This is a genomic window from Nostoc sp. (assembly GCF_036917395.1).
GTDB lineage: Bacteria > Cyanobacteriota > Cyanobacteriia > Cyanobacteriales > Nostocaceae > Nostoc.
In genome coordinates, this window is sequence record NZ_JBALDI010000084.1 from 20305 (window position 1) to 35809 (window position 15505).

The 15505-nt window shown below is 42.6% G+C and carries 14 protein-coding genes; 4 read left to right on the plus strand and 10 right to left on the minus strand.

The annotated features are described in order from the left end of the window. The first annotated feature begins 136 nt into the window (after positions 1 to 136). The gene (locus V7K46_RS29215) at positions 137 to 868 is read left to right on the plus strand and encodes a hypothetical protein (protein WP_335119492.1); all 732 of its coding nucleotides are present in this window, start codon (positions 137 to 139) and stop codon (positions 866 to 868) included. Between the two features lie 49 nt (positions 869 to 917). Here V7K46_RS29215 and V7K46_RS29220 read toward each other — a convergent pair whose 3' ends face one another. Next, complete coding sequence (locus V7K46_RS29220) at positions 918 to 1949, minus strand: VOC family protein (RefSeq protein WP_335119494.1); 1032 nt, start codon at positions 1947 to 1949, stop codon at positions 918 to 920. A gap of 979 nt (positions 1950 to 2928) precedes the next feature. Here V7K46_RS29220 and V7K46_RS29225 point away from each other — a divergent pair. After that, positions 2929 to 4224 carry a calcium-binding protein gene (locus V7K46_RS29225; RefSeq protein WP_335119496.1) on the plus strand — a complete coding sequence of 432 codons (1296 nt, stop codon included), beginning with the start codon at positions 2929 to 2931 and terminating at the stop codon, positions 4222 to 4224. Between the two features lie 266 nt (positions 4225 to 4490). After that, entirely contained in the window at positions 4491 to 5942 is a 1452-nt protein-coding gene (locus tag V7K46_RS29230) for a PQQ-dependent sugar dehydrogenase (RefSeq protein WP_335119498.1), read from the plus strand. A 490-nt stretch (positions 5943 to 6432) separates the two neighbouring features. Here the strand turns inward: V7K46_RS29230 and V7K46_RS29235 are convergent, their stop codons facing one another. Together V7K46_RS29235 and V7K46_RS29240 are read right to left on the minus strand one after the other, a co-directional pair. Continuing rightward, positions 6433 to 7053, minus strand: a complete 621-nt coding sequence (locus V7K46_RS29235; protein WP_335119500.1) for an rRNA large subunit pseudouridine synthase E — start codon at positions 7051 to 7053, stop codon at positions 6433 to 6435. A 79-nt stretch (positions 7054 to 7132) separates the two neighbouring features. Further along, complete coding sequence (locus V7K46_RS29240) at positions 7133 to 7897, minus strand: methyltransferase domain-containing protein (RefSeq protein WP_335119503.1); 765 nt, start codon at positions 7895 to 7897, stop codon at positions 7133 to 7135. Positions 7898 to 8084: 187 nt separating this feature from the next. Here V7K46_RS29240 and hisC point away from each other — a divergent pair, with 187 nt between their 5' ends. Next, positions 8085 to 9155 carry a histidinol-phosphate transaminase gene (hisC, locus tag V7K46_RS29245; RefSeq protein ID WP_335119505.1) on the plus strand — a complete coding sequence of 357 codons (1071 nt, stop codon included), beginning with the start codon at positions 8085 to 8087 and terminating at the stop codon, positions 9153 to 9155. Here the strand turns inward: hisC and V7K46_RS29250 are convergent. The 7 genes from V7K46_RS29250 to V7K46_RS29280 form a co-directional block, all read right to left on the minus strand. Then, complete coding sequence (locus V7K46_RS29250) at positions 9122 to 9478, minus strand: hypothetical protein (RefSeq protein WP_335119508.1); 357 nt, start codon at positions 9476 to 9478, stop codon at positions 9122 to 9124. The genes hisC and V7K46_RS29250 overlap by 34 nt on opposite strands. 98 nt (positions 9479 to 9576) lie before the next feature. Further along, positions 9577 to 9963 carry an oxalurate catabolism protein HpxZ gene (gene hpxZ / locus V7K46_RS29255; RefSeq protein ID WP_335119510.1) on the minus strand — a complete coding sequence of 129 codons (387 nt, stop codon included), beginning with the start codon at positions 9961 to 9963 and terminating at the stop codon, positions 9577 to 9579. A 75-nt stretch (positions 9964 to 10038) separates the two neighbouring features. After that, positions 10039 to 11313: an MFS transporter gene (locus tag V7K46_RS29260; RefSeq protein WP_335119512.1), complete on the minus strand. Its 1275-nt coding sequence runs from the start codon at positions 11311 to 11313 to the stop codon at positions 10039 to 10041. A gap of 27 nt (positions 11314 to 11340) precedes the next feature. After that, complete coding sequence (locus tag V7K46_RS29265; RefSeq protein WP_335119514.1) at positions 11341 to 12117, minus strand: sulfite exporter TauE/SafE family protein; 777 nt, start codon at positions 12115 to 12117, stop codon at positions 11341 to 11343. Continuing rightward, entirely contained in the window at positions 12117 to 12770 is a 654-nt protein-coding gene (locus tag V7K46_RS29270; protein WP_335119516.1) for an HAD family hydrolase, read from the minus strand. The genes V7K46_RS29265 and V7K46_RS29270 overlap by 1 nt, the downstream gene beginning before the upstream one ends. Before the next feature lie 146 nt (positions 12771 to 12916). Continuing rightward, positions 12917 to 13903 (minus strand): DMT family transporter, encoded by a 987-nt coding sequence (locus V7K46_RS29275; protein WP_335119518.1) that lies wholly within the window; start codon positions 13901 to 13903, stop codon positions 12917 to 12919. Between the two features lie 621 nt (positions 13904 to 14524). Further along, on the minus strand, positions 14525 to 15439 hold the full coding sequence (locus tag V7K46_RS29280; protein WP_335119520.1) for a TauD/TfdA dioxygenase family protein: 915 nt from the start codon (positions 15437 to 15439) through the stop codon (positions 14525 to 14527). Positions 15440 to 15505: the final 66 nt, after the last annotated feature.

A 15505-nucleotide genomic window follows, 5' to 3' on the forward strand; every position in this document is an offset into this window, starting at 1 on the left:
CTTGTATTAGCAATTCCGTTCAAAATCTAGGGTTTTCCGTAGTGAAAGTTCTATAACAGTTCGCTTATATGATTTGCCTACATGAGATAATTTCCTCTTAATTGTTCGACATAGAGAAAATTAGCTCAATATTAGTATGCAGCAAGTATCAAGCGATAGTATGGAGTTACCAATTCATATCAGTGCTAAAACAGTTGCTCGACGTTTAAGTGTCATAGTTATCTGCCTCACCTTAGCAGGCATTCTAAGTGGCTATTTCTGGCTCTGGGAGTTTCCCTTTCCAGCTAGCAAATGGTTTTACGAACTATTTAGCCTAGATGGAGAATTTAATATTCCTGCCTGGTATTCTTCATTCACTCTATTATTTTGTTCGGGATTACTTAAAGTAATTACCGCTATGAAGACAAAAGACCGCTATTTTGTTTACTGGAAAACTCTATCTTTGATATTTTTCTATTTGAGCTTGGATGAAGCATTTAGTTTTCACGAGATTTTGATCATTCCGTCAGTGCGAGAATCGCTTCATCTCAATCCTATATTTTTTGAAACCTGGGTTATCCCTGGTATTGTTTTAGTGGGAGTTTTTGCATTTAAATATCTAAAATTTTTGCTCCATCTCCCTTACAAGATTCGGTATTTATTTCTGATTGCCGCAATTGTTTATGTGGGTGGAGGCTTAGGTATGGAAATGGTGGGTGGACTTTTGAGAGTAGATTTTGGACGACACACCTTAATAACGTTAATTGGCATATTTGTTGAAGAGTTTTTGGAAATGGTCGGAATTGTGATTTTTATTTATGCGCTGCTAGCTTACCTTAGTAGCTTGAGAGAAAGCATTCAACTGAAAATCTATGTATCTGAAAAGTAATATGAAGTCCAGATAATCATATGATGTCCGGCAAATTAACCAATCATGGCTACTTACCTTCGAGCAAAGTCCAGAAGTAGCCATCTGGCGCAACAAAGGAGAAACTAGTCTCGCCAAACTCATTACTAATAATGTCTGTAACTTTTTGTACAGTACTTGCTTTGATGCGATCGCAATACTCCTGTATTCCCTTAACTCGATAGGTATATAAAGACATACCCAAGCTACCTGGTTGGGCTGCCTCAAAGCGCGATTCTAAATTAATATCTTCTGGGAATCGAATGATGTAAAGCCTACCACTGCGTGCAGCCATCAGGTCAGACTTAGAAGAACGGGGATCATCAAAGGTTGTGACTATAAACTTTTCACCCGGGTCAAGGTCAAAAATATCTCGACCTGCTGGCGAAGATTCATAGCTAGTTTCGACACCATCACGCACACGTAGCAAACCCAAAACTTCTTCATAAAACTTCAGGGTTTCTTTGCTGTCATCCTGAACAATGATTCCCATATGGGTAAACTGACTAGCCTTGAGAGCAGCATTATGGTTAACTTGTCCGTAATCCGGCAGTGTATAACCAAACCGTTGAAATAAAACCTGTCGAGCTAAGGGTTGCAGTAGCAGCATTTCTCGCACACCAACTGCTGGCTCAATAAAAGGACGGCTTTTCCTCTCTTTGTTGTAGATAACTTCCCAATAAGGGTTAGTGTGCCTAATAGGCAAACCTGCGGCTTTTGCATCCTCTATATGATTTAAGATACTTAAAACATCCGCTGTTAAGGTTGTTGCCCAGCGATTTCCTTTAATTTTCATCGACGCTGTTCCTAAACCTTGATGCGTGGGGTTTTGCCAAACCATCAGCCGAATCAAACCATGATCTGAATTTTGATGGTAGAGGCGGATTGAGCGTAAAGATGAATTCACCCCATATAATTGATTGGCTACATCTGCGGTTAATTCACCCACTTGACCAATGCGATAGCCAAATTGATCCCAATACTGAATTGCAGAAATTGGCTCTGGGATGCCGATACAGACTTCATAGATCCCTTCAATTGCAGTTTGTTGTTCTTGAGTCATAATCAGTGCTGAGTTAGGAGTTATTAGTTTTCCTCGTACCTATGCAGAGCATAGGTACGAGAGAAAAGCAAGGATTCGAGTATTCAAAACGACTTTTTACAGCAGTTTTTATTTAAGTAAGTCGTCTCATTGCGTCTCTACGGCTAGTTAAGAGGCGGCAGCCCTTTCTATTAGGCATTCCCAGTCAGAGACTCTTGACGAGACAATTTCTAAAAGCTGATTCTAGACTGGCTTTTATCTGAAGTTGACACGTATCAGCATTGCTGTGCCTATAGGGCGTGGTCTATTTACCTGAAAACAGCTATAAACATTTATAAAATTTATGTAAAGCTTAAGTATTATTAAGCTCCAAAGTTCTCTGGAGTAAGCTATAATTTTAACTTATCTATTTTAAAAAGCATTTCTTTAATATAAAAGTGTTTTTTTTACCAAAAAATTTGATATTGAAATCTAACTTAACGACAATACCATCTTAAGCTGAAAAGTATCGCAACATTTACCAAAAAAATCAGTAGTTTTGAAAAAATATTTGATTAAAGGTTACAAGCATATTTCAATGTATTATAAATCGCATTTATTTGAGATTTTGAAGATTTGGTAAAGAAGTTTACATAACCTTTCCCTCGTGATAATTAAATAATTACAGCTATTACAGCTTGGTTAAAAAAAATTTGGAGAAAAAAACAAAATATTTGACCTAATTACTTACCATTTGGGTAATCCATTCAGGCATTTTCAGAAAATAAATTATCTAATTCTGTAAAGTAGGTATCTCGTTCGCCCGTAACCAAAGCCGGGTTTTCGACCCAGCCCACAATAAATAGTTAGATACTTTTTATTTGGAAATCCGTAACCAAATCAATAATTAATGTTTTGTAAATAGGATTACGCAAATAGCAAGTAATCTACATTGAACTGATGAATAGTTCTTTGACTGAGGCTGAACTTACGTATTCGTGAGAAATTCAGGAGAAATAACATGACATTTATTTTCGGCACTACAAGTCCTGACAATCTCTTTGGGACTTCAGGAAATGACACGATAGTTGGTTGGGCTGTTGGTGGTAATGCCAAAAGTACCTCCAGTAACGACACCTTGAATGGTGCAGCTGGTAACGATTCCCTCGCTGGTGGGACAGGAAACGACACCTTCAAAGGCAGTCAGGGTAACGACAGCATTAATGGTGGAGACGGCTTTGATACCGCAGACTACAGTCAACTAGGTCAAACTATTACCTTGTCAGGTGTTGGAACCATTCAAAAAGCTAGTGGATTGGGGCAAGACCAACTCTTTAAAGTAGAAAAGGTTATTGCTAATGCTAATGTTGCCAACAACACCATAGATGCATCCCAATCTTTGGCTGGGGTATTTATTACCGTTAACCTGCAAACCCAAAGTTTGGCTGCCAATAACGTTCCTGGTTTGGGAAGATTGCCATTTACTGTAGTCAACTTTGATAATGTCATCGGCACAAATGCAAATGACATCATTGTTGGCGACAATCAAAATAACCGATTATCCGGTAATAACGGCAATGACACACTTGATGGCGGCACAGGTACTGACACCTTGAATGGGGGAGCAGGCAACGACACTTACATTGTTGACACTACTACTGACACCATTACGGAGGCTGCTAATTCAGGCACAGATATTGTCCGGTCTTCTGTCACCTACACACTAGGCGTCAATATAGAGAATCTGAGGCTGACGGAAAATAGCGACATCAGCGGGACAGGTAACAGTCTTAACAACTTCCTTTTTGGTAATACTTCTAACAACACTTTGAATGGTGGAGGAGGCGATGACACTCTAGATGGTAATAATGGCAATGATATTCTCAATGGTGGTGACGGCAATGATAGTCTACAGGGTGGGCCAGGCAATGACGTACTCAATGGAGGATCTGGAAACGACATCCTCATCGGTGTTTTCCCTGGTAGTCCGCTTCCACCTGGATTAGGGGAAATTGATAACTTGACTGGTGGATCTGGGGCAGACAGATTTATCTTGGGGGACGCTGTAAATGCTTTCTACGACGATAACAATACTACGACTCCTGGTTTTGGGGACTTGGCTACTATTAGTGACTTCGACCCTAGCCAAGATCAAATTGAACTCAATGGACTTCCAGAGGACTACCGCCTGCAAGTTGTTGGAAGCAACACACGAATATTCTTAGACAAACCGGGAGCAGAGCAAGATGAAATCATAGGTATTGTGCAGGGGGTAGTGGGTCTGACACTTAGTAGTAACAACTTCACTTTTTTATAAGCAGGAAAATGCTGGAGAAGGTACAAACAACACACTCGGCAGCGCTGAAGGGTTGGGTTCCTTATCATCAGGCTCAGACATTAATCTTTCAACTCAGTTAGCAACAGTTCAACCGGGGAACACGGCAATCTGTCCCCCCTTACCCAACAAGATATTATTTAGCAAGTCAGTACCCATTGATCATTTCATCCCGTAATTTCTAAAGCTTTTTCCCTGATTAACAAGATTTAGCCACAAAATCATCTGACTATTTGATGAAGAAAATAATGAATAGCACCAAATCATTCAACCAAGTTAAACGCAGATTTACTGATAAGTTCGTTTTCAAAGCGTGCTTTTTAGTTGCCAAAACACTGTTATTTACAATAGTGATGTTAAATAATGGCACTAGTGTAGTAAATGCTGCACCTCAAGCCTTGCGTTCTGATATTAAAATTCGCAAGATTATATCTACGTTATCGACGATCTCTCCTTCTGTTCGGATTGCAAAAGATCCACGAAACAATACCCTCTATTACTTAAAAGCAAATGGTGAGATTTATCAAGTTAATTTAGCCTTATCTACTAGTACACTTGTGTACAACTCTAGTAATCATAAGCTAGATGAAACTCAAGGTATGGCTATTGGTCCCGACGGGACAATTTATTTAGTTGGCAATGCAGACCTTGTGAATGACCAGACCAAAGCAATTATTGTTAAAGGGGTAATAAACTCAGGTACAGGAGTTCGCATCTGGTCTGTTTTGGCTACGAGTGCAGGCTATCCCAAAAGTAAAACAGCCTATGACCATCGCTTCAACGGCGTGGTTGTTAGCCCAGATGGTAAGTTTATCTATGTGAATAGCGGTTCTCGTACCGATCATGGTGAGGTTCAGTCTGCTGGTGGTCTATATCCCAATACTCGCGAAGTAGGATTAACCGCCTGTATACTCCGCCTTGCTAGTAATGGCCAAAATCTCTTTCTTGCAAACAATCGAGCAACCTTAAAGACAGCTGGCTATATTTTTGCAGAAGGAACACGCAATACTTTTGATATGGCTTTTGCGTCTAATGGTGATTTGTTTGGCACTGAAAATGGTCCCGATCGCGACATGTCAGAAGAATTAAATTGGCTACGTTTAGGTCATAATTACGGCTTTCCCTGGCGTATAGGCGGGACAGACAATCCCCAACAATTCCCGAATTATAATCCTCTCAAAGACCTTTTGCTAAATCCTAAATTTGGCGCAGTTACAAAAGGCTACTATTATAACGATCCAAGCTTTCCGGCTCGGCCTAATATCACCCTGACTGAACCAATTCGTAATTTGGGACCGGACGCAGACAGTTTCCGCGATCCTCAAGATGGCAAAGTCAAAGACGCTAGTGTTCTTGGGCAAACTTTTAGCACTTTTACAGCACACCGTTCTCCTTTGGGGTTAATTTTTGAAACACAAGGAGCAATGAGTCCGGAATTCAACAAAAATGGATTCGTATTGGGTTGGACACCAGGCGACCCCACTGGCGAAACACTAGCAGGCCCTTTTAAAGATCCCAGCCAGGATCTGTTGGATTTGAAATTGATTAAAGTAGGAACTACCAACTATCAACTTCAAGCCAAGCGCATTGTCCAAGGCTTCAGCAATCCCATTGATACTGAGATTATCGGCAATAAGATTTATGTTCTGGAATACGGTGGGATTCAAGGAATTTGGGAAATCTCTATGCCCACTAAGTAAATCTCAATTTAGTTTATATTGTTCCAAGTTTTGGTTTATATAGCCAGAATGCGTAGGCGTAGACCGTCGCAGACATCGCATCCCAAACCTGCAAAATGTCCCTCAGACTGAAAGTCGCTGGCTCACAATAGAAAGTCAAATTCCTCTAATATCAGGTTCGGTTAAACACTTATAATATCTGTAGGTTGGGGAGCCACTGCGCCCTTCTCCCTTGGCGTTAGCCTCTCCCTTTGGGAGAAGGGGAGACGCCAAGGGCGATAGCGAAGCGGTAGCGAGTCATCGAGCGTCTGCGGTTTCCCGACTTATACCCCTACGGGGATCTTGCTACGTGCAGCGTCTCCCTTAGGAGAAGCAAGTGGCGTTTGAGGAACGAAACCCAACATTAACAAGAAGTAAGTGTTGGGTTTCACTGGCGTACCCCTACGGGGATCTTGCTACAACCCAACCTACATTGATAGATTTTATTATAAGTAATCACCCGAACTTGATATTAGAGAGCATTCGCCTTTGGAGGAAAACTTTTCGATTTACTGGAATTATGCAAAAATTGCAGTTCAGATGTAGTGAGGTCGCGCCATTGACCCAATTGTAGGTCATCTAATTGTAGGTGGGCTATGCTGACCCTGACCAGTCGCAAAGTCGGAAACCCTACAGCCGCAGTCATGCGCCGTACTTGGCGGTTTTTTCCCTCTGTTAAGGTCATTTCCAGCCAAGCTGTGGGTACATTTTTGCGAAATCTAATTGGCGGGGTGCGTTCAGGTAGCTGTGGTTCTTCTGGTAAAAGCCTAACTTCTGCTGGTTGAGTGCGGTAATCTTGAATTTCTACACCTGTTTGCAACCTTTTTATCGCATCTGCATCTGGAATTCGCTCTACCTGTACCCAGTAAGTACGTTTATGACCAAAACGCGGATGGGCGAGGCGATGTTGCAATTGCCCATCGTTCGTTAACAGCAGCAACCCTTCACTATCCCAGTCTAAGCGTCCCACAGGATACACATCAGGTACATCAATATAATCTTTCAGGGTGCTATGCGTGGGAGCATCTTTTGTAAACTGGCTGAGAACGCCATAGGGTTTGTAAAAAATAATATATCGGTAATGATTTGTCATTGGGCATTGGGCATTGTTATTCTTCTCTTGCTCCTATTCTCTAACGTGACTAAAACATTTTTGAGGGGGAAATAAGCCTTCAAATACGCCCCCACATTAAGATGCGTTTATAGGGGAAAAAGAACGGATGCTCATCTTCTAGCAACTCGAACAGTTTCTGCTGATAACCTTCTACAAATCGTTCATAGGTTTGGGCATCTAGTTGCGATTCATATACTGTTAGCAGTGTCCCACGATACCACTCTACTACGGCTTCTCGTGAAGGCAGCACATGTCCATAAATCTGAAGCTTTACTTCCTGCTTCACAAACCCTAATTTATAAAGCAGTTTGGCGTATGTTTCTGGAGAAAGTACCTCTAAACGTCGCACATATCCTCCCAATTCTTGACTAAATTCCTTTGCAGTTTCAACTGCTATCTTATGCACTGGCTCATTATCCATCGTTGGTATTTGTATAGCAAGCTGTCCACCAGGTTGTAACTTGCCCCGCAATTTCTCAAATAACGCCTCATGTTCCGTCAACCACTGCAATGCTGCATTAGAAAATATCACATCAAACTTCCCATCTCCTGGGTTTTCCTCAATTTTTCCTTGCTCAAACCGTAATCCCTTGCCTTCAAACTGACGAGCCTTTTGCAGCATTTTATCAGAAGCATCTATCCCTAAAGTCTCTTGTGCTGCTAGGGTGTCGTGCAGATACTTCGTTAATTTTCCGGTTCCACATCCTAAATCGAGAACTCGTAAGTTTTCTTGCCGATGTACCATGTTTACCAAGTCGTAGAACGGACGACTTCTTTCGGACTCAAATCGTTCGTATAGTTCTGGATTCCATTTATCTGGCATCTGTTGATAATTCCTAATTCGTAATTTGTAAGCCGTATTTTTTGATGTAAACGACAAAAAACGATATCGTCAGAAATTGTGGGTTGAAATTTGCTTAAGATACGCACCCAATACTTCTCTACGAGAGGCTGCGCCCTAAGCGTAGCTATGCCACAGGCTTTACGACGCCGTTCAGTACAAGTGCCCTATGACTAATTACTTTCGCTCCAATGTTAATGCAATGGCTAGCTACATTCCCGGTGAGCAGCCCCAACGCGGTACACTGATAATTAAACTCAACAGCAACGAGAACCCCTATCCTCCTTCTCCTGCGGCACTAGCTGTATTGCAGAATATCGATGGCGAGTGGTTGCGCCGGTATCCAGAACCTTTCGGCGGGGAATTCCGGCAAGCTGCAAGTAAAGTTTTAGGAGTTCCTAGTGATTGGATCATTGTCGGAAATGGCAGTGATGAATTGTTGAGCGTGATAATTCGAGCCTGTGCAGAACCTGGGAAGAAAGTAGTTTATCCAATGCCAACTTACGTGCTATATCGCACATTAACAGAAATGCAAGCTGCGGAAATTATTGAGATTCCCTACAGCGAGGACTACAGTTTACCTTTGAAAGAACTGGTTGCTGTCGATGGTTCTGTGACATTCATTGCGTCGCCTAATAGTCCATCGGGGCATGTGGTAGCAACAAATGATCTAAGAAAATTAGCCAGCCAGTTATCTGGAGTTTTAGTGATTGATGAAGCATATGTAGATTTTACCGAAGAGAATGCATTGGGTTTGGTAAAGGAATACGAAAACGTCATCGTAATTCGCACACTTTCTAAAGGGTACTCGTTGGCGGGATTGCGGCTGGGCTTTGGGGTGGCGAATCCCAAACTGTTGCAGGGGTTGTTTAAGGTGAAGGATAGCTATAACATTGATGCGATCGCTTGTGCAATTGGCTCTGCTGCTATTACTGATCAAGCTTATAAAAATGCTTGTGTGGCAAAGATTAAAGCATCGCGGACTAAGTTAGCAACAGATTTAAAACAATTAGGTTTTCATCTTTGGGATTCCCAAGCTAACTTTTTGTTGACACAGCCAAGAGAAAGAAACGCAGAATATCTCTATCAAAAACTGAAGGAACGGGGAATTTTAATCCGCTACTTCAAGCAACCTGGACTAGATGATAAATTACGCATTACTGTTGGTACTGATGAGCAAAATCAGGCTTTAGTGGAGGCGTTGATTTATTTGTTAGATACTGATACTAATTTTGTATGAAGATGCGCCAAACTATATAAGGAACGTAGACGCGTTGGCGCAGCCTCTCTAAGAGTTGCGGCTTGCCGCAGGCTACCGCAAAGGGCGCATAGACACGAAGTGGCTTCCCGCAGGGTAGGACACAAAGAAAGAAATAAGAAGCCAAGAAAATTTGGCGCAATGGCAAGCCATTCATTTAGCGATCCACATTCGTCAGCTTCAAAATGGCTAAAGCTAATCCAGCGAATTTGTGATGGGTCAATGATCTTTGCCACTGCATCACGTACCAGTGAAAACATTCCCTTTAGACCAGTATGAAACAATAATGGTTCTTCGTCCTTCACTAGAAAGTGGATGAATTACATATCTATTTTTGGGTCATAGGTTGAGATACGATAGATATCTGGGGCAATTTCGGTAATGCTAGTCATAGTTTTTAAATTCACACTGGCAATAATGAAACATGGGCTGAAACTACTTTCCATCCTTCGGTAAACCTATACCAAGTCTGGCTTTGTCGCCCGAAACGTTCTACACCATTAATATTGCGGCGAAACTCTAAAGTTACTGTTGCTGCATCTTTGCCAAAGGTTACAACCTTGAGATTCGAGATTTCTCGCTCTATTTTCGGGCTTGGTCGAGAGGCGCGAAAGTTACGAATTTCATCGCCGCCATAGAGGTTTTCTGTGATCCCAAACCGCACCACTTCTGACGCATCCCAAAACAAGCTATCCATTACCTCCAAATTGTTATTACAAAGAGCTTCTTCATACTTGAGGTGCAAATTAGTTACTTCAGCTACAACGGCAGGGTCATTTACTATAGTCATTGTTGTTACCAATTTTGGCTGTATGGCTGATTATGTAGTCTTTTAACTCTGCACTCTTGATCACTTCAGGTTCTTTTAAGACCTGTCTACACCTAGATTTAGACGAACCATGTCACGGAAGACAGAGATTTGCTGCATAAAGAGGAGTGATCCCACAATGCAAATACTGGCACCGAGGATCACAGTATTGGTAGTACCGATGCTGGTTCCCAGTCCACCGGCAACCAGATTGCCTATGGGTACTGCGCCTGTAGATGCCATGACGTAAAGTCCTGTAATCTGCCCTCGATTCTCATCAGTCACCAACAACTGGAGTATTGTGCGACCGGAAATTATCTGCAAAATGAACCCGAAACCAGCTACAAACAGTGAGAGTAGTGAAAGCCATAATATGTGGGATAGGGCGAAGATAATCAGGCTCACCCCCATAAGGGCTGTCCCAAATGCTAGAACTTTTCCTAACTCAAGCACGCTCTTATGCCTACTTAAGTAGATACCGCCAGCTAAAGTTCCCATACCTGAAGCTGTCATCAAAAAGCCAAAAGTATTGGGGCTGCCGTCTAGAACATCTCTGGCAAAAATGGGGCCTAAAGCCAGATAAAATGCCCATACACAGCAGACTAAAGCCGACCCAATTAAGACTGACCGGAGTGGCAAAAAACCAAAAGCGTAAATGAAGCTGGCTCTCAATTCTTCTAAAGGTTTTCGCGTGGAAATAACAGCTTTTTTGGGGGCAAGCCGCATCGCCAAGAGGGCAAAAATTACCGCGATATAACTGATAGTATCAATCAGAAAACAAGCGCCCGAACCAATAGCCGCAATCAATATGCCCGCGATCGCAGGGCCAAGCATCACCGAAACGCTGACCAGGGAGGAGTACAAGGCGATGCCTACGGCGGGCTGGGCCAACGCATTACCAAGATTTTCTTTATTGACCGTTTCTGGTAGAAATGCCTGTCGGGTAGGAATATCGAAGGCGTTGATTATCCCTTGCAACACACCAAGAAGTGCAATCTGCCAGACGTTAATAGTACTATTCAAGGCCAGCCAAGTTAGAGCAAAAGACTGAAGCATCCCCAAAATCTGGGCGACAAGCAGAATGCGATGACGCTTCGTGCGATCGGCAACAATTCCACCCAGAGGAATCAAAACAAGAGTGGGAATTTGGCTGGCAAAACCCACCAGACCTAGCAACCAGGCAGAATCGGTGAGGCGATACACCAGCCAGCTAGTAGCCACCTGGGTCATTGACGTACCAATTAGAGAAATTGCCTGACCTATGTAGTACAGGCGAAAATTTCTGGAACTAAAAGCACGAAGCATGACCTGCGATTTTGTTGATGCTTCCATACGTTACCCCTCAGTAGTTCCCAATCCTTAACCGTGAATAAAAAAGTAGGCAGTCATACTGAAGGCAACAATCATGACAAATTTCCGAATTAAGTGTGGTTCAAGTTTACGAGCATAATGGGCACTTAAATAACCACCAAGAGAGCCACCTACTGCCATCAAAATAGCTTGATGCCAAGCAATCACACCTGCAAAAATAAATGGAATAATCGCAATACCATTAATACAACTTCCTAAAAATGTCTTAAAGGCATTCACGGTATGAATACTTTTGATACCTAAAAATGTCAGAGTTGCCAGCATTAAAATTCCTAAACCTGCGCCGAAAAAACCGCCATAAATTGCGATCGCTAATTGAGCCAGTACCAAATTAAATAAGGGTACAGATTCAGGCGATGACTTCTGGCTTTGACGCTGTAACCACTTTTTGAAAGGTTCACCAAAGGTAAACATCAGGGTTGCCAGCAGTAACAGATAGGGAATAAGCTTTTTAAACACATCTGGAGAAGTATATAACAAAGCTACGGAGCCAATTACACCACCAACTAAACTGACACCACATAAAAGTAAAAAATCTCGCCGCTCGATGTCTAAATCTTGACGATATGCTCCAGCACTTGCTAGAGCAGCCACCCAAATTGCTGTATTGTTGGTGGCGTTAGCTGCGATCGGGGATACACCTGTAAAGATGAGAGTTGGAAAGGTGATAAAGCTTCCACCACCTGCGACAGCGTTTAACCCGCCTGCAATAAAAGCGGTACTAATGAGAAGTAAACTATGGAAAAGTGTTAAAGATGGTGGCATTATTTACGAATTATAAGTCTAGGAATATCACTTGGAGAATGAGCAATTAAGTCAGCACCATGAGCTTTCAATTCCTCCTCAGTTCCATAGCCATAGGTAACGCCAATTGAAGCAATGTGATGGTGCTTGGCTCCAATGATGTCATGTGAGCGATCGCCTACCATCACCACAGTGGAGGGTAAAAGTTTTTCTGTTAATAAAATATGGTGAATTAAGTCGCCTTTAACGCTTCGACTTCCATCAAGTTCACTACCATAAACACCATCAAACAGCAACGGTAAGCCAAAATATTCAATAATCCGCATAGCATAAATGTATGGCTTGGAAGTTGCGACAAAAGTTTTATAACCAGCAAAACGAATGGCTTTTATAATTTCTGGGATCTGTGGATAAAGGGAGTTTTCAAATAATCCAATGGTGGCAAAGCGACGACGATACAGTAAAATGGCCTGTTCAATTACTGTGCCATCTAAGGTCTTCAATAACTGCGAAAAGCTGTCTTTCAGTGGTGGGCCAATACACCAATGCAATTCATCAGCTTCCGGTAGTTTGTAACCGAGTTCAGATAGAGCATACTGAATGCATCGAGTGATACCAAGCTGAGGATCTGTTAATGTCCCGTCTAAATCAAAAAGGACAGCGGAGGAAGGCATATCTTATACAAATTCGTAATTAACAAAGTCATATTTATTCTGGATTTACAGGAGAGCATCTGTAGCTTGATTTTGGAGAATTGGTATTACATAAAATATTCTAAAAGCTCCAATCCCCGCTCTCCAGTCCCCAGCTTGATCACAATTTAACTTTTATATTTGAGCGATTTTACAAAACCTTCGGCACTAAGTAACGCGATCCCCAATGTGACAATACCAATCCCTACGCTCTGAATCACGTTTAAAGTTTCGCTAATCGTTACCCATGCAACTAGTGCCGTCAATGCTGGACTGCTAGAGCCAATTATGGAGGCGGTAGATGCGCCAACCATCCGAATGCCCACATTGTTTAGAGTGTGTCCGATAAAACTGACCAGACCCGAAAATATGCTGCCAATCCATAGAGGTGTCCAGTCAAGTTGGGCGCTCTTAGCTGGCCAGAATAGTAAGCTAACACCAGAGAGCAGTAGAGTACAGGCAAAACTGATCCAGGTAAAGGGAACTGGATGGAATTTTTCCAAACATTTTTGAGCAATGATGCAATAAAAAGCGTAAACGATCCCAGCACTAACACTAGCGAAAATGCCGATTGCAATGGTATGACTACTGTAGGTGGCAGAAGATTGGGGAATGGTGAGAGCGCTTCCTACTAGAATAATCCCTATCACTAGCCAACGGAACAATGTGGGGCGATCGCCAAAAAACCTCCAAGACAGCAGCGCTGTAAATACGGGATAGGTGAAGAAGAGAGTCAAGGCAATGCCTGTGGGAATTAAGCCAATAGCAATGTAGAGTGAGGCAATATACACAAACATCAGTACCCCACAGCCAAGAGCTTGGATTAGAATATCCCTGCGTTCATGTAGTACGCTGGAGGCGGCATTGCGATTGAATAAGTCTTTTAATTCTTTAAGAGCAGATGGATATAGCTTGAATGATAGAGATGCCATGAGTGGAACTACAAGCAGCATTCGCATGAACATCAGCAAGAATGAATTCTGCAAATCTGGTTTAACATATCCACCGAGTAAAAATAAACCGAGTACGAGATGTTCTGAAAATAAAACTCGGACAGTAACGTTGTGAAACGTTAAAACAAAGGAGGATAGTAGAACCGTTAGGATGCCCAACACTATAAAAAGTTTCCTTAGAGACGACCTGATTGTATTGTTAAAACCTAACAAATCAGATGAAGTTTGAGGAAATCAAAGCCGTCGCTTCAAAAACACTGCCAATTGTTCATGAAAATCTTGCTTATTAAGACTCTGGTATTGTTACTTGCATAGAGGGGCGATAAAAAAGCGCGATCGTTATTAGATACTGAGTTCAGAATTCAGGAGTCACGAGTCATTAGTCAGTGGAAAGTTAAGCCAGCAAAAGGGAATAGGGAGATGAGGGGGGAGCAAAGAAGCAGGGGAGTGGATTTCAAAGACTCATTAACGGAGTTCAAAGACTCGTCAGCGAGTATTAAAGACTCGTCGGCGAGTATTAAAGACTCATTCACGAGTATCAAAGACTCGTCAGCGAGTATTAAAGACTCGTCAGCGAGTATTAAAGACTCATTCACGAGTATCAAAGACTCGTCGGCGAGTATCAAAGACTCATTCACAAGTATCAAAGACTCGTCGGCGAGTATCAAAGACTCATTCACGAGTATTAAAGACTCGTCGGCGAGTATCAAAGACTCGTTCACAAGTATCAAATACTCGTCGGCGAGTATCAAAGACTCATCCCCTATTCCCCATGCCCAAGTATTATGCAGTCACTGCCTCACGTCGGTTGTACCCAGAAGCATCTCCTTTGATAGCCTCACTTTGTTTACCATCGATGCCAACTGGGAGATCCCCGACAATTGTGACTCGTTGAACGTGGCGCGGCTGGTCGCCGTAATCTGCGATCGCATAATGTTGAGTAGCTCGGTTGTCCCAAAAGGCGACATCACCAACTTGCCAACGCCACCGGACTGTGTTCTCAGGACGTGTTACATACGCTTGCAATAATCGGAGAATATCATCTGATTCAGTTGTTGATAAGCCGCGGAACTGACGCACAAATCCGCCGATGAATAGCCCCCGCTCCCCAGATTCGGGATGGATGCGTACAACTGGATGCAGAGTCTCGTATACGGTCGAGGTGAAGACAGCCCGGTAAGCCTTGGCATCTTCAGGTAGGTCGAATGCAGTTGCATAGTCGAATTTGTTGCTGTGTACTGCCCAAAGTTGGTCTGCGAGATTACGCAGATGGGTAGGTAAATCTTGATAAGCAGTTACAGAGTTTGCCCAGATTGTGTCGCCACCAGTCGGGGGAATGTCAAGCGCTCGTAAGATAGAGCCGAGAGGAGGACGGTCTACGAATGTCACATCGGTATGCCAGCTATTGGCGCGGGAAGTGGTACGACCATAATTCAGGTCTAAGATTTCTGGATTTTCTGGAAGCGCTGGTACAGTGGGGTGGGCTGTAGTGACTTCACCGAAACGACGAGCGAAGGCGACTTGTCCAGCAGCATCGAATTGTTGCTGACCACGGAAAAAGATCACTTTGTGTTTGATTAGAGTCTTGCGAATATCGCTGATGATGTCATCGCTAAGGTTAGAACTCAGATTAACACCGATGATTTCAGCACCGATACGTCCTGCAACTGGTTTGATATCAAAGTATTGAGAACCCATGTTTTTTATCTCCAAGAAGTTTATGTTTGGGACTAGCCTTTTTAAGGTGGGTGAAAATTTGGATCA

What these genes read in the sequence shown, in the direction of transcription:
- V7K46_RS29215 (WP_335119492.1), top strand. Translation starts at nt 137, where the DNA reads ATGCAGCAAGTATCAAGCGATAGTATGGAGTTACCAATTCATATCAGT.
- V7K46_RS29220 (WP_335119494.1), bottom strand. Translation starts at nt 1,949, where the DNA reads ATGACTCAAGAACAACAAACTGCAATTGAAGGGATCTATGAAGTCTGT.
- V7K46_RS29225 (WP_335119496.1), top strand. Translation starts at nt 2,929, where the DNA reads ATGACATTTATTTTCGGCACTACAAGTCCTGACAATCTCTTTGGGACT.
- V7K46_RS29230 (WP_335119498.1), top strand. Translation starts at nt 4,491, where the DNA reads ATGAATAGCACCAAATCATTCAACCAAGTTAAACGCAGATTTACTGAT.
- V7K46_RS29235 (WP_335119500.1), bottom strand. Translation starts at nt 7,053, where the DNA reads ATGACAAATCATTACCGATATATTATTTTTTACAAACCCTATGGCGTT.
- V7K46_RS29240 (WP_335119503.1), bottom strand. Translation starts at nt 7,897, where the DNA reads ATGCCAGATAAATGGAATCCAGAACTATACGAACGATTTGAGTCCGAA.
- hisC (WP_335119505.1), top strand. Translation starts at nt 8,085, where the DNA reads ATGACTAATTACTTTCGCTCCAATGTTAATGCAATGGCTAGCTACATT.
- hpxZ (WP_335119510.1), bottom strand. Translation starts at nt 9,963, where the DNA reads ATGACTATAGTAAATGACCCTGCCGTTGTAGCTGAAGTAACTAATTTG.
- V7K46_RS29260 (WP_335119512.1), bottom strand. Translation starts at nt 11,313, where the DNA reads ATGGAAGCATCAACAAAATCGCAGGTCATGCTTCGTGCTTTTAGTTCC.
- V7K46_RS29265 (WP_335119514.1), bottom strand. Translation starts at nt 12,117, where the DNA reads ATGCCACCATCTTTAACACTTTTCCATAGTTTACTTCTCATTAGTACC.
- V7K46_RS29270 (WP_335119516.1), bottom strand. Translation starts at nt 12,770, where the DNA reads ATGCCTTCCTCCGCTGTCCTTTTTGATTTAGACGGGACATTAACAGAT.
- V7K46_RS29280 (WP_335119520.1), bottom strand. Translation starts at nt 15,439, where the DNA reads ATGGGTTCTCAATACTTTGATATCAAACCAGTTGCAGGACGTATCGGT.